Annotated in this window: 20 protein-coding genes and 1 pseudogene; 9 read left to right on the top strand and 12 right to left on the bottom strand. The window is 73.0% G+C overall.

Annotated elements, in window-relative coordinates:
- Window positions 1-4 precede the first annotated feature (4 nt).
- Entirely contained in the window at window positions 5-1,123 is a 1,119-nt protein-coding gene (locus ACFVWY_RS00805) for an LLM class flavin-dependent oxidoreductase (protein ID WP_389865724.1), read from the bottom strand.
- A 164-nt stretch (window positions 1,124-1,287) separates the two neighbouring features.
- Here ACFVWY_RS00805 and ACFVWY_RS00800 point away from each other — a divergent pair, with 164 nt between their 5' ends.
- A complete protein-coding gene (locus ACFVWY_RS00800) occupies window positions 1,288-1,425 on the top strand; it encodes a DUF6126 family protein (RefSeq protein ID WP_389865722.1) in 138 nt (45 codons plus the stop codon).
- Between the two features lie 24 nt (window positions 1,426-1,449).
- Here the strand turns inward: ACFVWY_RS00800 and ACFVWY_RS00795 are convergent, their stop codons facing one another.
- A complete protein-coding gene (locus ACFVWY_RS00795) occupies window positions 1,450-2,139 on the bottom strand; it encodes a DNA alkylation repair protein (protein ID WP_389865721.1) in 690 nt (229 codons plus the stop codon).
- 302 nt (window positions 2,140-2,441) lie between these two features.
- On the opposite strand from ACFVWY_RS00795, the gene ACFVWY_RS00790 reads away from it, so the two are divergent.
- Both ACFVWY_RS00790 and trpS read left to right on the top strand, forming a co-directional pair.
- The gene (locus tag ACFVWY_RS00790) at window positions 2,442-2,852 is read left to right on the top strand and encodes a VOC family protein (protein WP_389865718.1); all 411 of its coding nucleotides are present in this window, start codon (window positions 2,442-2,444) and stop codon (window positions 2,850-2,852) included.
- A gap of 428 nt (window positions 2,853-3,280) precedes the next feature.
- Window positions 3,281-4,333, top strand: a complete 1,053-nt coding sequence (gene trpS, locus ACFVWY_RS00785) for a tryptophan--tRNA ligase (protein WP_389865715.1) — start codon at window positions 3,281-3,283, stop codon at window positions 4,331-4,333.
- 3 nt (window positions 4,334-4,336) lie between these two features.
- Here the strand turns inward: trpS and ACFVWY_RS00780 are convergent, their stop codons facing one another.
- From ACFVWY_RS00780 to ACFVWY_RS00760, 5 genes are all read right to left on the bottom strand, one after another.
- Window positions 4,337-4,906, bottom strand: coding sequence for an exonuclease domain-containing protein (locus ACFVWY_RS00780; RefSeq protein ID WP_389865712.1), 570 nt, complete (start codon window positions 4,904-4,906; stop codon window positions 4,337-4,339).
- A gap of 124 nt (window positions 4,907-5,030) precedes the next feature.
- The gene (locus tag ACFVWY_RS00775) at window positions 5,031-7,067 is read right to left on the bottom strand and encodes an NAD-binding protein (protein ID WP_389865709.1); all 2,037 of its coding nucleotides are present in this window, start codon (window positions 7,065-7,067) and stop codon (window positions 5,031-5,033) included.
- A 44-nt stretch (window positions 7,068-7,111) separates the two neighbouring features.
- The gene (locus tag ACFVWY_RS00770; RefSeq protein ID WP_389865706.1) at window positions 7,112-12,052 is read right to left on the bottom strand and encodes a DNA repair ATPase; all 4,941 of its coding nucleotides are present in this window, start codon (window positions 12,050-12,052) and stop codon (window positions 7,112-7,114) included.
- Window positions 12,053-12,290: 238 nt separating this feature from the next.
- Entirely contained in the window at window positions 12,291-14,423 is a 2,133-nt protein-coding gene (locus ACFVWY_RS00765; protein WP_389865705.1) for a flotillin family protein, read from the bottom strand.
- Window positions 14,424-14,616: 193 nt separating this feature from the next.
- Complete coding sequence (locus ACFVWY_RS00760) at window positions 14,617-15,270, bottom strand: hypothetical protein (RefSeq protein ID WP_389865702.1); 654 nt, start codon at window positions 15,268-15,270, stop codon at window positions 14,617-14,619.
- A gap of 264 nt (window positions 15,271-15,534) precedes the next feature.
- Here ACFVWY_RS00760 and ACFVWY_RS00755 point away from each other — a divergent pair, with 264 nt between their 5' ends.
- Window positions 15,535-16,605 (top strand): PucR family transcriptional regulator, encoded by a 1,071-nt coding sequence (locus tag ACFVWY_RS00755; RefSeq protein WP_389865701.1) that lies wholly within the window; start codon window positions 15,535-15,537, stop codon window positions 16,603-16,605.
- 243 nt (window positions 16,606-16,848) lie between these two features.
- Here ACFVWY_RS00755 and ACFVWY_RS00750 read toward each other — a convergent pair whose 3' ends face one another.
- Window positions 16,849-17,304: a tellurite resistance TerB family protein gene (locus ACFVWY_RS00750; RefSeq protein WP_389865699.1), complete on the bottom strand. Its 456-nt coding sequence runs from the start codon at window positions 17,302-17,304 to the stop codon at window positions 16,849-16,851.
- Between the two features lie 229 nt (window positions 17,305-17,533).
- On the opposite strand from ACFVWY_RS00750, the gene ACFVWY_RS00745 reads away from it, so the two are divergent.
- Both ACFVWY_RS00745 and ACFVWY_RS00740 read left to right on the top strand, forming a co-directional pair.
- Window positions 17,534-18,064 (top strand): BlaI/MecI/CopY family transcriptional regulator, encoded by a 531-nt coding sequence (locus tag ACFVWY_RS00745; RefSeq protein ID WP_389865697.1) that lies wholly within the window; start codon window positions 17,534-17,536, stop codon window positions 18,062-18,064.
- A 7-nt stretch (window positions 18,065-18,071) separates the two neighbouring features.
- Window positions 18,072-19,019 carry a M56 family metallopeptidase gene (locus tag ACFVWY_RS00740; protein WP_389865696.1) on the top strand — a complete coding sequence of 316 codons (948 nt, stop codon included), beginning with the start codon at window positions 18,072-18,074 and terminating at the stop codon, window positions 19,017-19,019.
- Between the two features lie 112 nt (window positions 19,020-19,131).
- Here the strand turns inward: ACFVWY_RS00740 and ACFVWY_RS00735 are convergent, their stop codons facing one another.
- Window positions 19,132-20,448, bottom strand: a complete 1,317-nt coding sequence (locus ACFVWY_RS00735; protein WP_389865694.1) for a cation:proton antiporter — start codon at window positions 20,446-20,448, stop codon at window positions 19,132-19,134.
- 2 nt (window positions 20,449-20,450) lie between these two features.
- Window positions 20,451-20,921 carry a cation:proton antiporter regulatory subunit gene (locus ACFVWY_RS00730; RefSeq protein WP_389865692.1) on the bottom strand — a complete coding sequence of 157 codons (471 nt, stop codon included), beginning with the start codon at window positions 20,919-20,921 and terminating at the stop codon, window positions 20,451-20,453.
- A gap of 235 nt (window positions 20,922-21,156) precedes the next feature.
- On the opposite strand from ACFVWY_RS00730, the pseudogene ACFVWY_RS00725 reads away from it, so the two are divergent.
- The 3 genes and pseudogenes from ACFVWY_RS00725 to ACFVWY_RS00715 all read left to right on the top strand — a co-directional run.
- Window positions 21,157-21,339 (top strand): annotated as a pseudogene (locus ACFVWY_RS00725) (SUKH-4 family immunity protein); the annotation flags it as partial.
- A 184-nt stretch (window positions 21,340-21,523) separates the two neighbouring features.
- A complete protein-coding gene (locus ACFVWY_RS00720) occupies window positions 21,524-22,030 on the top strand; it encodes an NUDIX hydrolase (protein WP_389865691.1) in 507 nt (168 codons plus the stop codon).
- A 21-nt stretch (window positions 22,031-22,051) separates the two neighbouring features.
- Window positions 22,052-22,549 carry a hypothetical protein gene (locus ACFVWY_RS00715; RefSeq protein WP_389865688.1) on the top strand — a complete coding sequence of 166 codons (498 nt, stop codon included), beginning with the start codon at window positions 22,052-22,054 and terminating at the stop codon, window positions 22,547-22,549.
- Window positions 22,550-22,562: 13 nt separating this feature from the next.
- Here the strand turns inward: ACFVWY_RS00715 and ACFVWY_RS00710 are convergent, their stop codons facing one another.
- Together ACFVWY_RS00710 and ACFVWY_RS00705 are read right to left on the bottom strand one after the other, a co-directional pair.
- On the bottom strand, window positions 22,563-23,342 hold the full coding sequence (locus ACFVWY_RS00710; protein ID WP_389865686.1) for a polysaccharide deacetylase family protein: 780 nt from the start codon (window positions 23,340-23,342) through the stop codon (window positions 22,563-22,565).
- Between the two features lie 162 nt (window positions 23,343-23,504).
- Window positions 23,505-24,320: a calcium-binding protein gene (locus tag ACFVWY_RS00705; protein ID WP_389866302.1), complete on the bottom strand. Its 816-nt coding sequence runs from the start codon at window positions 24,318-24,320 to the stop codon at window positions 23,505-23,507.
- Between the last annotated feature and the right edge of the window lie 14 nt (window positions 24,321-24,334).

Here is a 24,334-nt window from a genome sequence, read left to right as displayed (position 1 = left end):
GTGGTCATGCCTCCTTCGTGGCCGACGTGGCCGACGTGGACGATGCCGCGCCGCGGGCGGCGACGACGGCCGGGTGGACGGGCGCGGAGTCCGGAACCCCGGCCGGACGCAGTGCGGCGAACTCCTTGCGCAGCACCGGGACGACCTCCTCGCCGAGGAGATCGAGCTGCTCCAGGACCGTCTTCAGCGGCAGCCCCGCGTGGTCCATCAGGAACAGCTGGCGCTGGTAGTCGCCGACGGCGTCACGGAACGACAGGGTCCGCTCGATGACCTCCTGCGGCGAGCCGACGGTCAGCGGCGTCTCCCGCGTGAAGTCCTCCAGGGAGGGCCCGTGTCCGTAGACCGGCGCGTTGTTGAAGTACGGGCGGAATTCCCGCACCGCGTCCTGCGAGTTCTTCCGCATGAACACCTGGCCGCCGAGGCCGACGATGGCCTGTTCGGCGGTGCCGTGCCCGTAGTGGGCATAGCGCCGGCGGTAGAGGGCCACCATCTTCTTGGTGTGCTCCATGGGCCAGAAGATGTTGTTGTGGAAGAAGCCGTCGCCGTAGTACGCGGCCTGCTCGGCGATCTCCGGGGAGCGGATCGAGCCGTGCCAGACGAACGGCGGGACGCCGTCCAGCGGACGCGGGGTCGCGGTGAAGGACTGCAGCGCCGTACGGAACTTGCCCTCCCAGTCGACGACGTCCTCCCGCCACAGCTTGTGCAGCAGGGCGTAGTTCTCGATGGCGAGCGGGATGCCCTGGCGGATGTCCTTGCCGAACCAGGGGTAGACCGGGCCGGTGTTGCCGCGGCCCATCATCAGGTCGACGCGGCCGTCCGCGAGGTGCTGGAGCGTCGCGTAGTCCTCGGCGATCTTCACCGGGTCGTTGGTGGTGATCAGCGTGGTGGACGTGGACAGGATCAGGTTCTCGGTGCGGGCGGCGATGTAGCCGAGCGTGGTCGTCGGTGAGGACGGGACGAACGGCGGGTTGTGGTGCTCACCGGTCGCGAAGACGTCCAGGCCGACCTCCTCCGCCTTCTGCGCGATGGCGAGCGTGGCCTTGATCCGCTCGTTCTCGGTCGGGGTCCTGCCGGTCGTCGGGTCGGTGGTGACGTCTCCGACGGTGAAGATGCCGAACTCCATGGCCCGCCTCCAGAAACCTAGTTTCGTTGAACTTTGAACTATCTGAACACACCCTACAACGGAGCACCCCCCTGACCTATTCCACGGGGGGTACGCGGCCGGGCCGTACCCTGGAACGGACGCGCGGACCGGCCCCGGGCCGTCTCGTCGACGGAGGAGCGGCAGTGGGCGGGACCGGCGGGAGCGAACGCTGGAAGGAGCGGGGCGTCATGCTGCGCGTCTTCGTCTACGTCTTCGCCACGCACCTCTTCGCGGGCTTCGTCTGGATCCTCTTCTACGTCGGCGAGCACGCCAAGAAGTAACGGCGCGGGCGGCAAGGGCTCCAGCTAGGACGTGCCCTGTTTTCGGCGCACCAGCTCGGTGATCCAGACCGGTGCGTACGGGGAGGTGCAGCCCGGCGGCGTCGGATAGTCCCTGAGCACGCCCAGCCGCTCGCCGATGGCGATCGCGCGGGCACGGTGCTCCGCGTACGCGATCCCGATCCGGGCCAGGCAGTGGTTCATCGACCACTGGAGGGGCCCGGGGGCGTCCTTCATTCCGGCCTCGATGACATCCAGCAGCCCCGCGGGATCGATGCCCCCGGACCGCTTCGCCACGCGGTCGGCCGTCAGCTCCCACCCGGCACTCGCGACCACCGGGTCCGGATCGGGCAGCCAGGCCAGGCGCAGCTCCTCCGCGTGCGGGCTCTTCCTCACCACATTGCTCACGAGCCAGTCCCGCACCTTGGGCGTACGGGCCCCGCGCAGCATGGCGTCCAGCTCCCCGGCCGGGAGCTCCTTCGGGCGGCAGACGAGGACCGACAGGAGCCTGGCCGCGCTGTCGTCCGTCGCCCAGAGCCCGCGGGCCAGCTCGGGCCGGGGCCCCAGCCGCTTCGCGAGCGCCCGCAGCTTGCCGAGGTTCACTCCGTGGTCGTCGCCGTGCCTCTCGTTCACGGCACGCGTCCGCGGATCCGCCAGGGCGTCCAGCTCGGCCCTCACCTCGGTGACGGTCGTCCCGTCCGGCCCCGTACCGGCCATCCGCTCCTCCTGTGCCTCACGCGCCTTTCTCCACGCTACGGCCGTGACGCGGCAGCCGCTTCAGGGGGGCGGTCGCCGGCACGGGACACCGGGGGCGGTGTCCGGCACGTCCCGAAGCGACGCCCCCGCGCCGTCCGGGGGACGTCGTAGGACCCCGGCCGTACCAGGACCGGCCCTCAGGACCGATGCGGGGCGCCGGAGCGGACACCTACGCTGCGGGCCGATGGTGCGCGGCCACGCGCACCGCCAGCCGCGGAGGAGACCTCCCCTCCGCGCGCACCGCCGACCACTCAGGAGCCTCCGTGCCGTTCCCCGCCGCCACCCACATCCGCCTCGCCCGCCCGTCCGGGGACCTCGCCGCGGCCGAGCGGTTCTGGGCGGACGGCCTCGGGCTGACGGTCCTGTTCCGCGCCGACGCGGGCCGGGAGCCCGGCACGCACGACCTGCTCATGGTCGGTCACCCGGACGCGACCTGGCACCTCGAACTCGTCCACGGCGGCGACCACCCCGCAACCCCCCGCCCCACCGAGGAGGACCTGCTCGTCCTCTACTACGACGGCCCGGTCCCCGAGGAGACGGTGCGGCGCCTGCTGGACCACGGCGGCACCCGTGTCCCTTCCCCGAACCCGTACTGGAACGAGTGGGGCGTCACCATCGAGGATCCCGACGGCTACCGCCTCGTCCTCTGCCGTCGCGGCTGGTCGAATTCCTGAGGGACGACGCGGTGGCCGAGGCCGGTCGGTCGCGGCGCCGCCGCTCCGGGAAGGCCGGGACGGCCAGCACGCGGCAGGCCGCGCGAGATCCGCTGCCCCGCGCAGCCCGCACCTCGGCCGCGCGAGCCGGAGCCCGGGGCGTGCGGCGGGCGTGGACTGGTGCTGGTGGCGGCGCTGGCGGATCGGTGGGGGTACGGGGCCCGGTCCGGGCCGGGAAAAGTCGTGTGGGCGCAACCCGGGCGCGTTAGGCTCGCGGCATGACCTTCACGCCGTGCCGGAACTGGTGGCGCTCCTTCTAGGAGCGGCCGCCTGCCTCTGCACGGAATCAGGGCCGTTCGTCCACGGACGGCCCTTTTCGCTGCCCTCATGAGGGCCGTCCTCCCGCCGCCGCGCTCGCGATCGTGGCCAGCACCCCCAGGAGAGACCTCATGAGCACCGTCGCCGTACCGTCCGGCCAGCAGCGGCGTACCGCTGAGCTGGAGGACCGCATCAGCCGGGCCCCGGAGACGTTCCGGGTGATGACCGGGGACCGGCCGACCGGGCCGCTCCACCTCGGGCACTACTTCGGCACCCTCCACAACCGCGTCCGGCTCCAGGACGCCGGGGTGGACGTCTTCGTGATCATCGCGGACTACCAGGTGCTCACCGACCGGGACGTCGCCGACCGGCTCACCGCGCACATGGAGGGGCTGCTGCTGGACTACCTCGCCGCCGGGATCGACCCCGCGCGGGCGACGGTCTTCAACCACAGCGCCGTGCCCGCGCTCAACCAGCTGCTGCTGCCGTTCCTGAGCCTGGTCTCCGTCGCCGAACTGAACCGCAACCCCACCGTCAAGGACGAGATCGCGCACTCCCGGCAGTCCTCCGTCAGCGGGCTGATGTTCACCTACCCGGTGCACCAGGCCGCCGACATCCTGTTCTGCAAGGGCAACCTGGTGCCGGTCGGGCAGGACCAGCTGCCGCACCTCGAAGTCACCCGGACCGTCGCCCGCCGCTTCAACGAGCGGTACGGGGAGGTCTTCCCGGAACCGGACGCGCTGCTCTCCGCCGCTCCGCTGCTGCTGGGCACCGACGGCACCAAGATGAGCAAGAGCCGGGGCAACGCCGTCGCGCTGCGTGCCGACGCGGACGAGACCGCCCGGCTGATCAGGGGCGCGCGGACGGACGCCGAGCGGCACATCACGTACGACCCCGAGAACCGGCCCGGGGTGGCCTCCCTCGTCCTGCTGGCGGCGCTCTGCCAGGACCGCGACCCGCACGCGGTGGCCGAGGAGATCGGCGCAGGCGGTGCGGCGGCGCTCAAGCGGACGGTGACCGAGGCCGTCAACGCCCGGATGGAGCCGATCCGGGCCCGCCGGGCCGCGTACGCGCAGGACCTGGGGTACGTCCGGTCGGTGCTCCGGGCCGGGAACGAGCGGGCCAACGAGATCGCCTCGGCGACCCTGGCCGAGGTACGGGAGGCGATGGGCGCGGTGATCTGAAGGTCAGGCGTCCGGGGCGGGCCAGGCGTCGCGGGACACGAGGTCCAGGACGAGCGCCGCGATGTTCCAGGCGTCGTCCGCGCCGCTGTGGTGGCGGCCCTCCAGGGGGAGGCCCGCCACCTCCAGGGCCTGGGCCATCCCGGGGCGCTTGCGCAGGCCGTGGGCGGCGGTGAACGGGATCTTGGCGTTGGTGTGGTGGCGGCCGAAGGGGTACGGGGTGCCGGTCGCCCGGCACTGGCGGGTGAACTGGTTGCGGTCGTAGTCGCCCCAGCTCGTCCAGGGGCGAGAGCCCGCCCGGTGCTCGGCGGCCAGCAGGCGGCAGGCCTCGGCGAAGGAGATCCCCGTGCTCACCTCGGCCTGGGTGAGGCCGGTCAGCCCGGTGCAGAAGGCGCTGACCGAGGAACGGGCGGGCCGGACCAGGACGCGATGGCGGGCCACCCTCTCGGCCGCGCGCAGATCGACGACGGTGAGCCCGATCTCGATGATCTCGCTGACCGCGCCGGGCGGCGGCTGGCCGTCCCAGCAGGTCGCCTCGATGTCGATCACGTTGAGGAGTCCGGGGGCCGTGTCCATGGGCGGCAGGGTAGGCGGCGCGGGACGTGTCCGGCATCCGGGTTTCCGCGCGCTGTCCGGCATCCGGGTTTCCGCGCGCTGCCCGGAGGCCGGGCTTCCGGACGCCCGGCCTCCGGTCCCGTGGTCAGCGCCTGGGCGCCGTGCTCCGGCTGCGGCGCAGGAGTTCGGCCAGGCCCCGGCGGGTCGCGGCGATCACCACACGGTCCTCGGGGAGCAGGACATGCCCGGGGTGCAGGTCCCAGATCAGCCCGGACGGATGGCCCGGAGCCGGAGTGCCGGGGAAGGCCAGGTCCGGGCGGCGGTCGCCGGGCGGGGTGGCGTCCAGCGCGAGGACCCGCCAGGCGCCCGCCTGGAAGGCCTGCTCCACCGTGCGGCCCTCCAGCTGCGGATGGCCCGCCACGTTGATCGCCGCGAAGAGCATCACCTTCCGCTCGACCGGGATCGCGCCCAGGATCTGGCGCCCCATCATGGCGACCGCGAAGGACGGCGCGGCCAGGTGCGAGACGGAACGGGAACGGGTCACGGCGTTGGGGTGGGCGGTGCGCAGGGTGCGGTAGACGGCGGTGGCGAACTCGTCGTCGTACAGCCGCAGCGCCACCCGCAGGTCCGGCTTGACCGAGCGGGCGTAGAGCGCCGCCTCCAGGTTGGTGGTGTCGGCGCTGGTCAGCGCGAGCAGGGCCCGGGAGCGCTGGATCTTCGCCGCCTCCAGCACGCCCTCCTGCGTGACGTCCCCGAGGACCACCGGCACATGCAGCCGCCGGGCCACCGGGATGCCGCGCGCGTTCGGGTCGTCCTCCACGCACACCACCGGCACGCCCAGTTCGCGCAGCCGGACCAGCACCCGCGTACCGATCTTGCCCAGCCCGAGCAGCACCACGTGGCCGGACAGCCCGCGCGGCGGACGGCGCAGCGAGGAAGCGGTGCGCAGCGAGCCGAACGCCTCCAGCACCCCCGCCACGAGCAGCGGCAGCAGCATCAGCCCGGCCACGCCGGACAGGAGCTGGATGACCTGGCGGGCCGTCTTGTCGCCGATCGCCGGGTCGCCCATCGCGAACAGGTCGAGCAGGGTGAGGTACGCCGCGTGCAGCGGGGTGTCGCCGGTGGTCAGCGTGGAGGCGACGGCGAGCGCCAGCACGGCCAGGCCGACCCCCAGCGCCGACCAGCGCAGCCGCCGTGAGAAGACCTGGCCGAGCGGCGCGCCCCGGCCGCCCATCCGGGGCGTCGGTCCGCTCGGTCCGGCCTGGCTGATCGCCTCCAGGACGACCGTGCCGCGCCCGGTGGCCGCCGCGATCTGCCGTGCGTCGGGCAGCAGCCGGGGCCCCTCGTCGCCGCTGCTGTCGGAGCCCTCGGTGCCCGCCGGGTCGTGGGTGGTGGAGGAGAGCAGGGCGAGGGTGCACAGGCCGGGGTCGGCGATCTGGCCGCCGCCGGGCGGGGTGCGTTCGGCGGCGCGCAGCAGCAGGCCCTCCGCCTGGATGACCTTGCTGGAGCCGGTCAGGACGGTGGCCGCGAGGGCGGGGGCGGCGGTGTCGGCGTCGGACAGCACGGTGGTGGAGGCGTCCAGGGCGGCCCGGTCCAGGCCCGGTGCGGCGACGGCGGCGGCCTGGTCGAGCAGGGTCTCCAGGTGCTGGCCCAGCTTGCGGTTGTAGAGCCGGATGACCAGGCGGAGCCGGGGGTTGATGCGGCGGGCGGTCAGCGCGGCCCGGATGTTGCGTTCGTCGTCGTCGTAGACCAGGGCCAGCGCGGTGGCCGTTCCCACGCCCGCTTCCTCGAAGGCCTCGTCGGACGGCTCGGGGGCCTCCAGGATGCGGACGGGGTCGACCCCGGCGTTGGTGTCGTCGCCGAGCCGGGACGCGCCGCTCTGGGAGTCCGTGTCGTCCGGGCCGCCCGAACCGGCGGCGCCATGGGCGCCGTTCGCGCCGTTGCGGTTCATCGCCGAGGAGACCCGCCCCAGCAGCGTGGCCAGACCCCGCCCGGCGAGGGGCAGTTCGGGGCGGCGCGCGTCGCGGCCGGGCGGCAGGACGAGGGTGACCCGCTCTCCGTACACGTAGCGCAGCTCGACGGCGAGCCGCCGGGCCAGCGCGTCGTCACCGCAGACGACCATGTGTCCGCTGAACGGGGAGCGTTGGGGCTGTTGGGGAAGTGGGGGCACGCGTCCCAGCATGCCTTGCTCCTTCGCTCCGTGGGGGGTTGGCCGGACGGAAGGTTCTACTCCTGTGGCGGGGCCGCGTGCCGGGCCGAGGGGTTGGCCAGGGCGTGGCGGGGCCCGGTGACGCGGACGATCGCCGTCTCGACCGCCGCGATCCGGTCCGCGAGCAGCCCGAGTGCGGCGACGGCCCGGGTCATCGGGTCGCCGTCCGGGCCGCCGAGGGCCTGGGCGCGGACGTAGGAGGCGGTGATCGCGGCCCAGCGCTCGGACTGCCCGGGGGTGAGCCGTCCGCGCAGTGCGGCCAGCTTGAGCAGGTTCGACTCGGCGCCGCTGGTCAGCGTCTGGGCCTCGCCCGCGTAGTGGTCGTCGACGACGGCGCGGAGCTCCGCCTCGTTCATCACCGGCACGATCCGCTCGGCGATCTTGTTCATGTCGCGGTACGAGCCCTGGAGCCGGAACGGCGGCTCGGTGCGCGTCGCGTCGGTCCGCGCCGCCGAGGCGATGTACGCGGAGTTCACGGCCAGCACCGTGTCCCGGGCGGTCAGCAGATGGCGCAGCACCGCCGTGATCCGGTCCGTCTCGGCGGGCGTGTACGGGTGCTCCAGCCGGTCCGCTCGCGCCGAGGGGTCACCGGAGGCGAGCCGGACGAACAGGGCGAGGTCCTCGCGGGAGCGCCCGGCGAGCGGGGCCAGTACCGGGTTGGCGGTCAGCGCGTTCTCCACGAAGCTCAGCGCGAAGACGTCCTCCCGGCCGGTCAGCACCTCGCCCAGGTTCCAGACGTCGGCCCGGTTGGCGAGCATGTCGGGGATGCGGAACCGCTCGCCCGACTCGGTGTACGGGTTGCCCGCCATGCAGACCGCGAACCGCTTGCCCCGCAGGTCGTGGCTGCGCGGTTCGCCGTCGCGGACGCCCTCGATGCGGCGGGTGGCGTCGCAGAGCGGGATGAACTTCTGGAGCAGCTCCGGCGAGGTGTGCTGGATGTCGTCCAGGTAGAGGAGCGTGTTGTTGCCGGACTCCAGCGCGAAGTTGATCTTCTCGATCTCCCGGCGGGCGGTCGCGGTACGGGCCTGGGCGGGGTCGAGCGAGGTCACGTCGTGGCCCAGGTTCGGCCCGCTGACCTTGACGAGGACCAGGCCGAGCCGGTCGGCGACGTACTCCATCAGCGTCGTCTTGCCGTAGCCGGGCGGGGACACCAGCAGGAGCAGGCCCTGCGCGTCGGTGCGCCGGCCGGCGTCGGCGGTGCCGAGCTGCTTGGCCAGGCTGTCGCCGATCAGCGGCAGATAGACCTCGTCCAGCAGCCGGTTGCGGACGAACGCCGACATGACGCGCGGCCGGTGGTCGTCCAGCCGCAGCCGGGACCGCTCGGCGTTCACCAGGGCGGTGCGGCGGCGCTGGTAGGCCCGGAAGCCGGGGACCGTCACGGCACGGAACTCGGCGGTACGGGCGAGGAGTTCGTCGATCCGGACGGTCAGGGTGCCCCGGTCGATGCGGGGGTGGGCGGCGAGCAGGCCGTCCACCCGGGCGGTCAGCGGGGCCTCGTGGTCGTAGCGGTCGAGGACCCCGGCCGGGCACAGCTCCACGGCGACGGCCTCCGCGAGGTCGCCCGCGTCGGTCCCGGCACCGCTCGCGGCGGCGTACGCGCCGAGCCAGCCCTCCACGAGCTGGCGGCGGGCCGGCAGGTCGTCCCCGAGCGCGGCGAGGTCGTCGTCGTACGCCGACGTGCCGGTCGTACGGCGGAACTTGTCCAGGAAGGTGCGGACGGACGCGCTGGTGACGAACCCGTCCGGGCCGCTGGTCAGCTCCTCGAAGAGGTACGCGGCGACGGCCGCCGGGTCCGCGCCCGCCTCCTCGCCGGAGAGCTCCGCAGCCCACTGCTGGCGCAGGGCGTCCACCGCCGTGGCGAGCCCGAAGGTCTCCCGGGCGCGGGCCAGCGAACGGGCCCGCCGGGTCCACGAGACACGCCGCGCCTCGTTCGCCCCGTACGCCCAGAAGAGCTGGGCCGCCGCCCGCACGGTGGGCGGGAAGCGCAGCAGCCCGGCCCCGGAGCGCAGCCGCAGCAGGGTGGCGAGGATCGCGGTGGCGTCCTCGTCGTGGACGCCCCGCTGATACCCCTCGTCGTACGAGGCTGCCGCCGACTCCCGTACGAGCGCGGCGAGTCCGGCCGGGTCCAGGGCGGCCAGGGTGTCCGCCCCGTGCTCGTCGAGCAGCCGGGCCGCCAGGTGTTCGCCCCGGTAGACCAGGGGCGACTCCGAGGGCAGGGTCTGCTCCCAGTACGGGCGGGTCGCCTCGAACTCCGGATCGGCGACCGGGGCCCGGTAGTCCGTGCCGGTCAGCGCGAAGGCGAGCCGGTCCCCGTGCGGGACGAGTGTCAGGTCGAAGGGCTGGGTGTTCACCGCGAACCGGTGACGTCCCAGCCGGATCGTGGCGCCGCCGTCCGCGTACAGCTCGCCCCGGTCGCGCAGCGCCCGGCCGGCTTCCTGACGGGCGGCGAGCAGCCGGCCGTCCAGCTCCTCGGCCCGCACCGGGTCACCGAGTCCGCGCAGTTCGTCGGCGGTGCGGCGGATCTTGGCGACCATCGGGTCGGAGGCGAAGTAGGTGTGGACGGCGTCGGTGTCCTCCAGCGCGAGCAGCCGCCGGGAGACCGTCTCCAGGACCCGGGCCGCCGAGTCCGCCAGCCGCTCGGCGCGCCGGGCGCGGGCGTCCTGGAGGGTCTGCTTACGGGCCGAGAACGCCTCGTACACCTCGGTGCGGCGCTCGGCCAGCTCGGCGAGGAAGTCGTCGAACTCCGCGAACCGTGACTCCAGGTTCTCCAGCTGGAGCAGCAGCCGGGACAGCTGCTCGTCGCAGGCGTCCGGGGTGTCGGCGGCGGCGAGCGCCCCGGTGACGGCCTGCCCGAGCAGCGCGAACTCGGCGGCGAACTCGGCCCGCCCCTCGTGGTCGAGGAGTGCGCGGCGGCGCGCTTCGAGGGTGGCGCGGGCCCGGTTGACGCCGCCGAGGACCTCGGCGATCCGCTCCAGGATGCCGGTGCGGACGGTGGTGTCGCCGATGTCGAGCCCGGTGACGACGTCCGTGACGGTGCTCAGCCCGTCCGTCATCCCGCCCAGCCGCTCGCCCAGGGCCGTCGCGTCGGCGACGGTGGCGAGGCCGGACGCCTCGGTGGTGAGGCGGTCGATGTCCTGGTGGTAGGCGGTGAACGCGTCGTCCCGGCCGAGGAAGGCGACGGCGCGCTGGCCGGCCGATTCGAGGTCGGCGGTGGCCTGGGCGGACAGCTCGGCGAGCCGGTCGGTGTCGGCGTACCGCATCTCGGCGAGGGTGGCCAGATGGCCGTGCGCGCGGCGCAGCGCGGTGAGCTGTTCCACCCAGGCGGCGGCCGAGCGGGGCGCCTCGCCACGGACCCGGCGGACCAGGGCGGTGAGGTCGTCGTCGGCGGCGGCGAGCGCCTCGGCGGCCTGCCGGGTCAGCTCCCGTACCGTCTCGAACTCGACGACGACCTGCTCGGCGGTGGCCCGCAGCTCTTCCAGCGGCTCCTCCAGCGCGCCGAGTTCGGGATCGGCGAGCCAGTGGTAGCGGTCGGTGGCACGGGTGCAGTCGGCGACCAGGCGCGCGTACACGGCGGCGGTCGGTGTCGTGTCGGCGGCGCTGTGTGCCAGGGCCAGGCAGTCGGAGATCCCGCGCACCAGATCGGCGTTGCCGACCCGGGCGAGCGGGCCGGTCCCGGCGGGGCGGGAGGCCGCGTAGGTGTCGGAGACGTACGGGGTGCGCCAGCGCTGCACGGCGTGGACCCGGGCCGGTTCGTCGCCGGTGCGCAGCAGGACGAGGGTGCCGTCGTCGAGCAGGGCGTGGCCCCGGCCCTGGAGCGGGGTGGCGACCTCCTGCCGGATCAGGTTGTACGGCAGGAGCAGGGCGCGGCCGTCGTCGGGGGAGCGGAAGACGTAGAGGACGTCCTCGCCGTTCGGGGAGCGCAGGGCGCCCTCGAAGACCGGGGTGGTGAGCGGTTCGGCGATGTCGAAGGTCTTGGCGGTGCCGGTGGTGAGGTAGTAGCCGCCGGGGAAGATGATCCCCTGGTCCTCGGGGAGGCGGTGACAGGCCGGTCCGATGCCGTCCAGCCGTCGTACGGTGCCGAGCAGCGAGTTGAAGACCAGGTACCGCCAGGTCTCCTCGTTGTACGGGCGGACCCGGAGCAGGATCAGCGGCCCGATCGTGGCGTGCCCGACCTCGGCGTCGGCCAGCGACTGGAGCGGTTCGGCGACCGGTTCCCGGTAGATCCCCTCGGGGGTGTCCGTGTCGTTGACCGCTTTGACGGTGAGGTGGCCGCCGAGCGTGTCGACGAAGAGCGGGGCGTGGTCCGGGCTGTCCCCGCCGACCGCGATGTGCGGGTGGCGGCCGGGCACGTGGGCCTCGCGGCCCGCGACGGTCCAGGTGAAGTCGTGCGAGGGCGGGAAGACGTGGTCGCGGTCGCCGCGCGCGTCGAGGAAGTCCCCCGGCGCACCGTCCGGACCGAGCGCCCAGCGCAGCACGCGGACACCGTCCGCGCTTTCCCCGGTGCGGAAGACGGCGAGCAGTCTGCCATCGGCCCGGCGCAGCCGCAGCAGGCGGGCGTCGCGGTAGTAGCGGTGCAGGGCGGTGAACTCGCGGACGAAGCCGGTGTCGGCGAGCGGTCCGTCCGTGTCCGGTGACCCCAGCTCCGGGCCGTAGCGGGCGAAGACCTCGGCCACCTCGGCCGGGTCGGCCGCCGCTGGTCCGCGTGCGAAGCCGAACAGCAGCCGCCCGCCGACGGCCACCAGGTCGCGGGCGACGGCGGCGTGGGCGGTGCGGATCTGCTCGGTGCCGGTGAGCCGGAGCGCGGTGGAGCCGAACTCCTCGGTGCGCCGGGTGTTCAACCGCTCCGCGCGGCGGGCCAGTTCGGCGGCCCGCTCGCCGAGCCGTCGGCGCAGCACGTCGTACGTCCCCGCGTCCACGGGGCCGCCGGCGGGCGCTGCGGTCGCGGTGTCGGTGTCCATGCGTACGGCTCTCCCTGCGAGGTGGGTGGTGCGGTGCGGTGCGTCGCGTCGCGGTGTCCGGCCGGGGGCCGGTCACGTCGCGCGTGCGGGTTCCGCGCGGGCCCGGAGCGGCTGGGCCGGGCGTGGCCCGGAGCGGTCCGTGGCACGTGCGGACCGGACGCGTCCTGGCGTACGCGCGGGTCCTGTCGCGTCCCGGTGCCGGGCCCGTCCGGTGGTGGGCGGGCCCGGCACGGGCGGGTCAGACGGCCGGGGCCGATCCGTTCCGCGCGGTGGGGACGGGGACGGGGGCGGCCTCCGGGGCGCCGGTGAGCGCGGAGGCCGGGAGGTCGGCGAGGCCCGCTTCCCGGGCGGCGGTCAGCAGCTGCTGGACCTGCCCGGCGGTGGCCCCGGCGCCCGGCGACTTCATCATCCGCATCAGCAGCGCGGACACGGTCAGGTCGCGCACGTCGCCGGTGGAGACCGAGCCGAGCACCCGGGTCAGGTCGTCGGTGAACGACGAGGTGCCGTCCAGCCACGGCCCGGCGAGGGCCTTCGCGGTGTCCGAGTTCGCCATGAACCCATCGAAGCTCTTGCCCATCGAGACCGCCGAGACCAGCCGGTCGAAGAAGACCGACTCCCCGCCGACGATGTCGATGTCGGCGTTCTCCAGGCCGGTGGCCAGCACCGTCGCCTGGGCCTCGGCCACCTGTCGCTGCACGTCGAGACCGGCCAGCCGGATCTCCTTCTCGGCGGCGAGCCGCAGCCGGTACTCCTCGTGGCCGCGCGAGGCGTCGTCCAGCGCCGCCATCGCGGCGGCCTTCTCGGTGAGCCCGGCCGCCTCGGCCTTCAGCTTCTCGCCGATCGCCGCCGCGTCGGCGGTGGCCTGTGCGTGGGTGCCCTCGGCGGTGGCGAGAGCCTTGAGCCGGGCGCCCTCGGCCTCCGCCCTGAGCCGGGCGGACGTGGCCTCGGCCTCGGCGCGACCGGCCTTCTCGATGACGTCGGCCTCTGCTTCGCGCACCTGTATCCCGGCGAGGCCGGGGGCGGCGGTCTCGGCCCGGACGCCCTCGGCGAGCCGCAGCTTGGCCTGCGCGTCCAGCTCCGCGGTCTTCAGCCGGGCCTCGGCGAGCGTCAGCTGCTCGGCGGCCAGGTGGGTGGCGGCGGCCTCGGCGGCCTCGGCCGCCTTGATGTCCTTGACCAGCTTCTCCTGGGCCTCCGCCTCGGCGGCGATGATGACCGAACGGCGGGTGCGCTCGGACTCCTCGACGGCCCGCAGCGTCCTGATGGACTCCTCCTGCTCGGCGACCGTGCGGTCCACCGCGATCCGCTCCCGGATCACATCGGCGACCTCGCGGCGCTCGGCCTCGACCTCCTTGGTCGCGGCGATCCGGTCCAGCTCGGTCTGCCGCTCGCGGCCGATGACCTCGATCAGCCGGTCCTTCTCGATCCGCTCGTTCTCCACGGCGATGACCCGCTCACGGTTCTTCTGCGCGACCGCGATCTCCCGGGCCTGGTTCTCCCGCTGGATGCCCAGCTGCTCCTCGGTACGGATGAACGCGGCCTGGGCGCCGAGCCGCTCCTCCTCCTGGACCTTGGCGGTGGCGGCCTCCTCACGGGCCCGCAGCGTCTCGACCTCGCGGCGCTGCTTGATCTCGGCCTCGGCCTGGCGGCGCTCCAGCTCCAGGATGGTCTCCCGGGCGTCGACGTCCTGCCGGGTGATCTCCTTCTGCTCGCTGCGCTGGAACTCGTTGGTGCGGACGTGCTCGATCGCGGTCAGCTCGGTGATCTTCCGGATGCCCTGCGCGTCCAGGATGTTGGCGCCGTCGAGCTGCTTCATCGGCGTCTGCTCAAGGAAGTCGATCGCCGCGTCGTCGAGGTGGTAGCCGTTCAGGTCGGTGCCGATGACCCGGATGATCCGGTCCCGGAACTCCTCGCGCTTGGTGTAGAGGTCGACGAAGTCCAGCTGCTTGCCGACGGTCTTCAGCGCCTCGGCGAACTTCGCGCCGAAGAACTCCTGGATCGCCGCCTCGTCGCTGGCCCGCCCGGTACCGATGGACTGGGCGACCTTGATGACGTCCTCGACGGTCTTGTTGACCCGGACGAAGAACGTGATGTGGATGTCGGCGCGGATGTTGTCCTGGCAGATCAGCCCCTCGCGCCCGGTGCGGCGGATCTCGATGGTCTTCACCGAGATGTCCATGGTCTCGGCCTTGTGCAGCACCGGGAGGACGACGGCGCCGGTGAAGGTGACATCGACCTTCTTGGTCTTGGAGATGATCAGCGCCTTGCCCTGCTCGACCTTGCGGAAGAGCCGGGTGAGGACGAGGAGCAGCGCTACGGCGATGAGCAGGACGACGGCGACGAGCACACCGAAGCCCAGGGTGATGGCATCCATGACAGTCCTTGACGGCTGGTGAGGAAGGAAGGGGTGAGGGGCGCGACGGCCCCGGCGGCGGCATCCTGCCGCCCGCGCGGCGGGACGGCGGCAGCGACGGCGGCCCGACAGCGGTGACAGCGGTGACGACGGTGATGACGGTGGTGGCGAAGGCGAACGGCGGCCCGGCCCGGCACGTGTGCGGCGCGGACGGTCAGCCGGTGCGGCGCTTCGCCCCGCGTGGTCGGGGCGTCGGCGGGCCCGGGTCCAGGGCCTTGTCGTAGGGCGAGACCCAGAAGAACTCGCCCTCCTCGTCGTACGCGTACAGCAGCCCGGCGCTGCCCGCGGTCAGGGCCGCGGGGTCCGCCGCAGCGAGCAGCCTGACCTGGACGATCGCGGTGGAGCCGTCGTCCGCGGCGACCTCGGCCTGCCCGAAGTCATCGCTGACCGAGCCGGTACGGACCGTGCACACCCGCCCCAGGAAGTCCTGGCGCGATGGCGGAGGCTCGTCCGGGAAGCGGCGGCGGAAGAGGCGCACCAGCACCCGCAGGACGATCAGCCCGAGCAGCAGCGCCCCGACGAGCACGGCACCGGCCAGCACGGCCCGGGTGAGGCCCGTGGCGGTGGAGCGGTGCAGCAGGACCGTACCGGTGAGCGCGGCGAACCAGCCGACGGCCGTGATCACGGACACCGAGACGGTGACCGGCACCCCGCCGGCCCCGGCCAGATCGGTGTCGAGGTCGCCGTCGAAGGAGTGGTGGTCGGCCGTGCCGGCCAGGACCAGGAGCCAGAAGGCGACGACGACGGCGAGGGCGGCACCGAACAGCACGGCGGGAAAGGAAGTTGCCGCGTTCAGGAACTCCCGCATCTTTCGGCCCCCTTGACTGGCGGGGTGGCCGGTGCGGGCCCGGATGCCGCGGCGCAGCCTGAAACAACGCCGCAGCAGCCGGGTCTTCCCCCGTGTCCCCCCGTGTTTCCCCCGGTTGGTGCTGACCGGATCGTGTCATGGGGGGCGAGCCAAAACATTGCCGGAATCCGGCAATATTTACTCCTCGTTGATGCCGGGCACCGGCACCGGAGGGTATGCGTTGAACAGGTGTGTCAATGCCGTGTCAGGACTGGAGGAGAGTGCGTGCAGGAGCCGGTGATTCCTGATGGGGTTCTGGGGGACTATGCCCGCATCCTGGCTGATGTGGCGGCCACCGGCCGCCGTCTGACGCGGGACGAGCTGGAGGGCCACCGGCTGCTGGGCAAGGGGGCCGCGGAGGACGGCTTCCAGCTGCGGGCCCTGGTCTCGCGTCATCTGGTGGAGACCCGCGCCGCCTGGCCGCTCGGTCCCGGGGCCGGTGCCGCGTCCACGGACTCGGTGCTGGCGGCGGTCGAGCAGGCGGTGGACGCCTTCGCGGAGGGCTTCGAGCGGGCCCAGCGGATGACGGTGCGCCGCGAGGAGGCGGCCCGCCGCGAGTTCATCGACGACCTGCTGTACGGGCGGAGCGACCTGGGGCGGCTCGCCGAGCGGGCCACCCGGTTCGGGCTGCGGCTCTCGCGCGCCCACGCGGTCGCGGTGGCGACGGGCCCGGAGGCGTACACGGAGACCGACTCCGTGCCGCGTACGGTCGAGACGGCGCTGCTCACCCGCTTCAGCGGCCGCAAGATCCTGCTCACGACGAAGGACGGGCGGCTGGTCTGCATCGCACCGGGCAGCCAGCCCGACGTGCTGCGGTACTTCGCCAAGCAGTCGCACGCGGCGACGGACGGCGGACGGGTCGCGGTGGGCCGCCCGCACCACGGTCCCGGCGGGGTGGTCCACTCCTACGACGAGGCGCTGGAGGCGCTGGACCTCGCGGAGCGTATGGATCTGGAGGACCCCGTGCTGTACGCGGCGGACCTGCTGGTCTACCCGGTGCTGACCCGTGACCGGCAGGCGATGGCGGACCTGGTGCGCAGCGAGCTGGGTCCGCTCCAGAAGGCCCGGGGCGGCGCGGAGCCGCTGCTGAAGACGCTCAACGTCTACTTCGACGCGGGATGTGTGGCCGCCGAGACGGCCCGTCGGCTCTCGCTGAGCGTGCGGGCGCTGACGTACCGGCTGGAGCGCATCCACCAGCTGACCGGCTCCGACCCCGCCGACCCGATGCACCGCTACGCCCTCCAGACGGCGGTCATCGGCGCCCGGCTGCTGGACTGGCCGACCAACGAGCTCTGAACGACGGACCCGGCGGAAGGGAAGGCCCGGCAGAACTGCAGGCCCGGCAGGGCAACGGGCCCGAGGCCCGGCAGAACGAAAGGTGGCCGGGGACGCGCAGGGGGGAGTCGCGCGTCCCCGGCCTGCCGGGCGCGGACCGATGGTCAGTCGGCCGCGCTTGCTCCGGCGATCCGGGGCCGGACTCGGCGACGGGCCGGTCCGGCGGACGGAAGGAGAAACGGAAGGGGGCGGGTGGGCCGGGGCCTACAGGTCGAACTCGTGCGGAGGGAGGTCGAGCGCGAAGCACGCCTCGCGCACGACGGCCTGCTCCGACTTGTCGAAGTCGCCGTCGGCGCCGCCGATGACGATGCCGATCTGGATGACGGCGCGGGCCTCGGCGGGCTTCTTCTTCGCCTTGCCGATCTCCTGGAGAACGCTGACCTTACCGAAGGCGAAGTCGGCGGTGAGCTTGTCGACGTACTCGTTGAAGCGGCGCTGGAGGTCGTCGGCCGGGAAGTTCCGCAGGACCTCGTTGCCCGCGATCAGGGAGGCGACGCGCTGGCGCTCGGAGGGGTCGACGGAACCGTCGGCCGCGGCGACAAGGGCGCACATGGCCATGCTCGCGTCGCGGAACGCCCCGCTCTTCAGGTCGTTCTTCTTCGCTTCCAGCTGCGACTGCATCGACGAAGCGGATTCCTTGATCCGGTCCCACAGTGCCATGTCGTCTCCATACGTTGCGTTGCGGCTCGCCTTGCGGCGCGGTGCCGGACGGGAGTCCAACTCTACAGACGTGTAGAAGTTAGCAGCAGATGTACCCGCTGTGTTCCCTGACCGGTGGTCAGTAGGATGCTGCGACACCGCGGTGAACGCGGCAGCGCAGAAGGGCGGACCCCCGATGGACTCGGCCAGGCCCGGCCACCCTCCGGACAACGAACCACGACCCGGCCGAGTGCCCGGAGCCCCGCACGGGCTTCCCGGCGCCGCTGGCCGCCTCCCCGCCACCCCGCCCCGGCTCCCCGCCGACGCGAAGCCGCCCCGGCGCGGCCAGGGCGAACTGGAGGCCCAGGTCCTCGCCGTGCTGCGGTCCGCGAACGGACCCGCGACGGCCGGCTGGGTCCAGGAACGCCTGGACGGTGACCTCGCCTACACCACCGTCATCACGATCCTCTCCCGCCTCTACGCGAAGAAGGCCGTGACCCGGACCCGCGAGGGCCGTTCCTACACCTGGACGTCCGCCTCCGACGAGGCCGGTCTCGCGGCCCTGCGGATGCGCCGGGTGCTGGACGGAGAACGGGACCGCGGTGCCGTGCTCGCCCGCTTCGTCTCGGCCCTCTCCCCGGGCGACGAGGAACGCCTGCGCGCGCTGCTCGCGAGGGCAGCCGCCCCCGACGAACCCTCCGCCCCCGACGATCTGCCGGGGCCGGGCGATCTGCCGGGGCCGGACGATCCGTCCGGCCCCCGCGACACGGAAGGCCTGTAGCCCGCCGATGGGTGTCTTCGTCTGTCTGCCGCTGGTGCTGCCGCTGACCGCGCTGCCGATCGCGCGCCTGGCCGAACAGCATCTGCACCCGCGCATCGCGACCCGGCTGCTGGCCGTCGTCGGCGCGCTGCTCGCCCTGTGCAGCACGCTCTGCCTGGGCCTGCTGATGGTGGTGGGCACCGCCCAGCTGCCGGGCAACCCGCTGCCGGACAGCTGGTCGGACCCGGAGGTGCGGGAGGCGGTGCCGTACGAGGAGAAGGCGGGCGTCGTCGCGATCGGGGCGCTGGCCGTGGTGCTGGTGGCCTGCGGACGGACGGTGGTCCGCCATGTGCGGCTGCGGGTGCGGGCGGGCCGGGCGCTGGCCGCCGCGCCCTCCGTCGTCAGGGACGGTGTCGCGGTGCTCCCGGACCCGGAGCCGTACGCCTACGCGCTGCCGGGCGGTCCGGGCCGGGTCGTCGTCTCGACCGCGATGGCCGCGTGCCTGGACGCCCGGGAGCGGCGCGCCCTGATCGCCCACGAGCGGGCCCACCTCGCGGCCGGGCACCACCGCTATCTGCTGGCCGTCCAACTGGCGGCGCGCGCTCATCCGTTCCTGCGGCCGTTGCGCACCGCGGTGTCGTTCAGCACCGAGCGGTGGGCGGACGAGGAAGCCGCCTGCGCGGTCGGTGACCGGCGGGTGGTGGCGATCGCGGTGGGCAAGGCGGCGCTGTACTCCCACCGGGGGCCGGACGTCTCCGCGGGGTTCGCCGCCTTCGCGTCCCCGGCGGGCCCGGTGCCGCGCCGGGTCGCGGCGCTGCTCGCCCCGGTGGAGCCGGTCCGGCTGTGGCCGCCGTCCTCCGCCCATGTCGCCCTCGCGGCGCTGATCGCGACGGTGGGCACGGCGGTCTCGGCGCTGTCCTCGCTGAACGCGGCCGTGACTCTGGTGGGCATCCTGCGCGCGGCGACCCCGCTCTGAACCGTACGGAGACGTACGGCTCGCGGCGGGGTCGCGGCGATGACGCGGGCATCAGACGCCGGGAATCCGGGTCGGGAATCCGGCGGAGAGAGTCCGGCTTCGGTGCCAGGGGTCAGGCCTGGTCGGCGGCGGGAGCGAGATCTCCCTGCGCGGCGACGGGCTCCGGGCGTACGCTCCCCGCCTCGACGCCGGAGTCGCCGGAGCCACCGGAGTCGCCGGAGCCACCGGAACGACCAGAACCCGCGCGGTCCTTCCCCGCGGCCCGTGCCTTCCCGGCGCGCCACGCCTCGATCCGGGCCGCGACCGGCTGGGTCCAGCGGGCCGTGAGCGGTCCGGCGATGACCAGGATGAGGACGTAGGCGGTGGCGATGGGCCCGATCCGGGGCTCGGTCGCCACGGCGAGACCGGCGATGACGATGGAGAACTCACCGCGCGCGACGAGCGTTCCACCGGCCCGCCAACGGCCGCGCGAACCGATTCCGGCCCGCTTGGCCGCGTACCACCCCGTGGCTATCTTGGTGAAGACGGTGGTGATCGCGAGCAGCGCGGCGGGGAGCAGCACCGGCGGGATCTCGGCCGGGTTGGTGGAGAGTCCGAAGAAGACGAAGAAGACGGCGGCGAACAGGTCGCGCAGCGGCGTCAGCAGCTTGCGGGCCCCCTCGGCGACCTCGCCGGAGAGCGCGATCCCGACCAGGAAGGCGCCGACCGCGGCGGACACCTTCAGCTCCTGCGCGACCCCGGCGACCAGCACGGTCAGCCCGAGCACCACCAGCAGCAGCATCTCCGGGTTGTCCGAGGACACCGCCCGGCTGATCAGCCGTCCGTGCCGCAGCGCCAGGTAGAGCACCAGCCCGACCGTGCCGAGCGCGATGAGCAGCGCGACGCTGCCCCCGGCGAAGCCCACGCCCGCCACCATCGCGGTGAGCAGCGGCAGGTAGACGGCCATCGAAAGGTCCTCGATGACGAGCACACCGAGGATGACGGGCGTCTCCCGGTTGCCGAGCCGTCCGAGGTCGGTGAGCACCTTGGCGATGACCCCGGACGACGAGATCCAGGTGACCCCGGCCAGGGCGACCGCCCCCACCGGACCCCAGCCGAGCAGCAGGGCGGCCACCGCTCCCGGGGTCGCGTTGAGTACGAAGTCCACGGCCCCGGAGGGGTACTGGGTCTTGAGGCTGGTGACCAGTTCCGACGCGCTGTACTCCAGTCCGAGCAGGAGCAGCAGCAGGATGACGCCTATCTCGGCGCCGACGGCGGTGAATTCCTCACTGGCCCCCAGCGGCAGGAGCCCGCCTTCGCCGAAGGCGAGCCCGGCCAGCAGGTAGAGCGGGATCGGGGAGAGGCCGACGCGTCCGGCGAACCTCCCGATCAGTCCGAGCCCCAGAATGACGGAGCCCAGCTCCACCAGCAGTGCGGTCGTGTCGTGCACGGTCAGCCCTCCGCGATGATCTCGGAGAGCGTGTCGACGCCCTCACGTGTTCCGACGACTACAAGCGTGTCCCCGATGGCCAGCCGGAAGTCCGGCCCGGGGGACGGGTGCGCGCTGTGGGTCCTCAGCACGGCCACGATCGAGGCGCCCGTCCTGGTGCGCGCCTTGGTTTCCCCGAGCAGCCGGCCGCCGTACGGGGACCGCGTGCCGAGCGGGATGTGCTCGGTGACCAGGTCGATGCCCTCGGTCCGTACGGCGTCGATGGGCGCCGAGTCGATGAGGTGGGCGAGGCCGGTGGCCTCCTGAGGTGTCAGCGGTACCGAGAGCAGGCACGAATCAGGATCGTCCTGGTCGTAGAAGCCGATGAACCGGCGCCCGTCGTGGTGGACGACGACGGAGATGTGCTGGCCCGACTCGGTCGTGTAGTCGTACTGCACACCGACTCCGGGCAGCGTGGTGCGGTGGGTTCCCATGGCTTCCTCCCGAGGGTGCGGCGGCTCTTGACGCACTTGGTGATCTCTTTATCCGCCCATTACCCTATCCGGAGGGTTCCGCCGCCTAAGGGGTGTGGGTCGTACGATCCCGTGTACGGCGGGTTCCATGAGCGTCGCCGGGGCCGGGGCCGGGGCCGTAGCCATAGCCGTGACGGTCGCTGTCGGCGCCGTCGAGTCCGGAGTTCCGGAGTTCCGGAGTTCCGGAGTTCTGCCCGTGCTGTTCGAGGTCACCCGCGGCGAGCTCGTCGGCCTCTTCGGTGAGGACCGTCTTGTGACCCTGCCCGCCACCGCCTTCCCGCCCGCCGCCGCGGACACCGAGGGCGTCCGCCTCCTGCGGACCGTGGGCGTCCCCGCCGGGACGCTCCACCTGCGCGACAGCCCAGGAGCGCGCCCGCTCTGAGGCGGGCCGGGCCGGGCCTGCCCGGCGGGCTCGGGGGCGCGGATCAGCGTGTGCCGCCCCGGGAGGTTCACGCGCCCATCAACTCACTGCTGTACCAATGGACTTGCCTGTTCCCGCTTCCTCCGAACCGCCAGGTCCGCGCGCCCTTTGGTTCGCCGCCTCGCCCGGATACGCTGCCGTCATGTCTGACGGGGGAAGCTATCGCCGAGAATCCGCCCGCGTTCTCCTGACCGACGAACGGGACCGCCTGCTCCTGCTGAAGTTCTGGGTCGACCCGGACGTCCCCGGGGGCGGCCACGGATGGTGCGCGCCCGGGGGCGGCGTCGAGGCCGGGGAGAGCCTGGCGGAGACGGCGGCCCGCGAGCTGCGCGAGGAGACAGGTCTGTCCGTGGAGCCGGGGACGCTGGGCGCGGTGGTCGCGGAGACCTCCGGATACGCGGACCTCGGATGGGCCGAAGGGATCTTCCGGGACGTCTTCTTCCACCTGCGCGTCAGGAGCCACCGGGTCGATGTGTCCGGCCTGGAGGAGGACGAGCGCACGTACCACGCCGGGTACCGCTGGTGGCCGGTCGCCGACCTGGCGGCGACCGATGAGACGGTCTATCCCCTCGGTCTGGCCGGACTCACGGCCGGGCTCGTGGCCGGGCGGATACCGGTGAGTCCGGTCCGACTGCCCTGGCACCACTGAGGGAAGGCTGGTCCGGTCGGCATGGAGTGGGTATCGCCGGTCAGTACGGCGCTCGGTGCGGTGATCGGGGTCGGTTCCACGCTGGTCACCGACCGGTTGAGATGGCGCAGGGACCGGGCCGGGCAGAGCCTCGACGTACGGCGCCAGATGTACGGCGACTACACCGCGGCACTCTCGCGGATACGGACCGCGCTCAACGAGTGCGCGCAGACGGGCGTCCCCGCGCGGGAGCGTCCGCAGCGGGTGCGGGAGCTCTTCCTGGCACCGGGGGCGTACGAGATCCGTCATCAGATGGCCATCGTCGCGCCGCGGGAGGTCGTGGACGCGGCGCGCTCCGCGTTCCTGGTGCTGCGGGACACGCGGGACCTGCTGGCCGAGGGAGTGGACGGGGCGGAAGGCCCGGTGGCTGGCAGCCCCGCCTACCGGGAACTGGAGGGCCGGTTCGACGTCGCGCTGGCCGAGCTTCGCGCCGTGATGCGCCAGGACCTCGGCGCGGCCGATTCGATCACCCGGCGATGAGGCCGGGGTCCGGTCATCGGACCGGGAAGCCGTAGGAGTAGCCCTGCTGCCGCAGCCAGGGGAGGATCTCGCGGAGGGCGGCCACGGTCTGGGAGCGTTCGCCGCCCGCGTCGTGGAAGAGGACCGTCGGGCCGTTGGGTATCTCGCGCTTGACGGTGGCGACCATGACGTCCGCGCCGGGGTGCTCGAAGTCCTTGGTGTCGACGTTCCAGCCCAGCGGGCGCATGCCCCGGGACGCGGCGAGCTGGCGGCTGTACGGGGTGAAGGCGCCGCCCGGGGCGCGGTAGTACTCGGGGCGGACACCGCCGGACGCCTTGGTGATCATGCGCTCGGCGTCCAGGATCTCCTGGGACTGGTACGCCTCGGACTTACGGTCCATCGAGGTGTCGTGCGAGACCGTGTGGTTGCACAGCCGGTGGCCTTCCGCCACGACCCGCTTGACCAGGTCCGGGTACGCCTGGGCCTGCGTGCCCACCATGCAGAACGTGGCCTTCACGTGGTTGTCCTTGAGCAGCTGGAGCACCTGCGGCGTCCAGTTCGGGTCCGGGCCGTCGTCGATGGTGATGTTGACGCCCTTGGCACCCTTGTCCGAGGCGTGCGCGATGTCGGCCGCCACCTTGGCGGGCTGGCCCTGGTGCCGGGCGTCCGGGGACGAGACGCTCGCGTCCGGCTTCTGCCCTGCGGCGGAGTCGGCCTGTGCGGTCCATACCGACGTGGCGGCGGCCAGTGCCGTGACTCCGAGCGCGGCCCCGAAAAGCCGGCCGTGCCATCCCCGTCCCTTGTGCTTCGCCATGTCGCCCGCCCCTTTTTGCTTTCTGTCTCCGCCGGTGCCCTGCACCCATGAAGACATACGAACGCCCGTGCGGGCTCCGCTGTTACCGATCGCGGACGATTCCGCAGGGGATCGGCGACAGTCGGAGCCCGCACGGGACCGTTCGGGACGTGCCGGAGGGACTCAGCGGACGTCGACGAAGTCACCCGCGGCGTTGACGGCCGGGGTGGTGGACGTGCCGGCGAAGCTGTAGCGCCAGTAGCCGTCGGCCGCGGCCTTGACCGTGGTCTTCAGCGCACCGGTGCTGCTGGTCCTGATGGTCTTGACGGTGGTGTAGGTGGAGCTGTTCTTCTTGCGGAACTGGAGCTTCACCGACTGGGTGGCGTAACCGTGGTACGCGTTGTCCTCCCAGTTGGCCCGGGAGAGCTTGCCGGTGACGGTGAGGGTCTTGCCCTTCTTCACCGGCTCCGGCGAGGCGTTGACCGTCAGCTTCGAGAAGCGCTGGACCTTGAACCGGGCCGCCGCGGCCCGGTGGATGTAGTTGGCGTCGTTGGCGGACACCAGAACGCCGAGGTTCCAGGTGGCCGCCGCCTTGTTGTTGACGAAGCCGGTCGACGCCTGCGGGTCGAACGTCAGCGTGCCGGAGCAGGTCGACGTGGTGGCGCTCACCTTGACGCAGGTGATCTCGTCGTCCCAGATCTGCGCGTAGTTGGGGTTCGGGCCGAAGGCGCTGAAGTACGTGGTCTTCGCGATGCCCGAGTTGTCGGACGCGGTCACGGAGACCTTCGCGGACACCGTCTTGGTGGTGCCGACCACGACCGGCTTGCCGCCGTTGACGACGACCTTGTCGATCGTGATGTCGCCCGAGCCGCCGTCCGCCGCCTGGGCGGCGGTGGCGCTGATGCCGGTGACGGCCAGGGCGATGCTGGTGCCGAGCAGGGCGAGCCGGGTGGCTCTGCCGGTGGTGCGGACGGTGCGGGTGTGGTGCGAATCGCGCATGAATCCCCCCAGGA

Source organism: Streptomyces sp. NPDC058195, from assembly GCF_042883525.1.
Classification (GTDB): Bacteria; Actinomycetota; Actinomycetes; order Streptomycetales; family Streptomycetaceae; genus Streptomyces.
The sequence above is the reverse complement of the archived record's forward strand: the minus strand, read 5'-3'. Positions and strand labels throughout refer to the sequence as shown.

Bases quoted from the DNA above. Each gene is read 5' to 3' on its own strand.
- ACFVWY_RS00715 (WP_389865688.1), top strand. From the start codon at position 22,052: ATGGAGTGGGTATCGCCGGTCAGTACGGCGCTCGGTGCGGTGATCGGG.
- ACFVWY_RS00750 (WP_389865699.1), bottom strand. From the start codon at position 17,304: ATGGCACTGTGGGACCGGATCAAGGAATCCGCTTCGTCGATGCAGTCG.
- ACFVWY_RS00805 (WP_389865724.1), bottom strand. From the start codon at position 1,123: ATGGAGTTCGGCATCTTCACCGTCGGAGACGTCACCACCGACCCGACG.
- ACFVWY_RS00795 (WP_389865721.1), bottom strand. From the start codon at position 2,139: ATGGCCGGTACGGGGCCGGACGGGACGACCGTCACCGAGGTGAGGGCC.
- trpS (WP_389865715.1), top strand. From the start codon at position 3,281: ATGAGCACCGTCGCCGTACCGTCCGGCCAGCAGCGGCGTACCGCTGAG.
- ACFVWY_RS00775 (WP_389865709.1), bottom strand. From the start codon at position 7,067: ATGCTGGGACGCGTGCCCCCACTTCCCCAACAGCCCCAACGCTCCCCG.
- ACFVWY_RS00780 (WP_389865712.1), bottom strand. From the start codon at position 4,906: ATGGACACGGCCCCCGGACTCCTCAACGTGATCGACATCGAGGCGACC.
- ACFVWY_RS00760 (WP_389865702.1), bottom strand. From the start codon at position 15,270: ATGCGGGAGTTCCTGAACGCGGCAACTTCCTTTCCCGCCGTGCTGTTC.
- ACFVWY_RS00770 (WP_389865706.1), bottom strand. From the start codon at position 12,052: ATGGACACCGACACCGCGACCGCAGCGCCCGCCGGCGGCCCCGTGGAC.
- ACFVWY_RS00740 (WP_389865696.1), top strand. From the start codon at position 18,072: ATGGGTGTCTTCGTCTGTCTGCCGCTGGTGCTGCCGCTGACCGCGCTG.
- ACFVWY_RS00710 (WP_389865686.1), bottom strand. From the start codon at position 23,342: ATGGCGAAGCACAAGGGACGGGGATGGCACGGCCGGCTTTTCGGGGCC.
- ACFVWY_RS00720 (WP_389865691.1), top strand. From the start codon at position 21,524: ATGTCTGACGGGGGAAGCTATCGCCGAGAATCCGCCCGCGTTCTCCTG.
- ACFVWY_RS00730 (WP_389865692.1), bottom strand. From the start codon at position 20,921: ATGGGAACCCACCGCACCACGCTGCCCGGAGTCGGTGTGCAGTACGAC.
- ACFVWY_RS00705 (WP_389866302.1), bottom strand. From the start codon at position 24,320: ATGCGCGATTCGCACCACACCCGCACCGTCCGCACCACCGGCAGAGCC.
- ACFVWY_RS00765 (WP_389865705.1), bottom strand. From the start codon at position 14,423: ATGGATGCCATCACCCTGGGCTTCGGTGTGCTCGTCGCCGTCGTCCTG.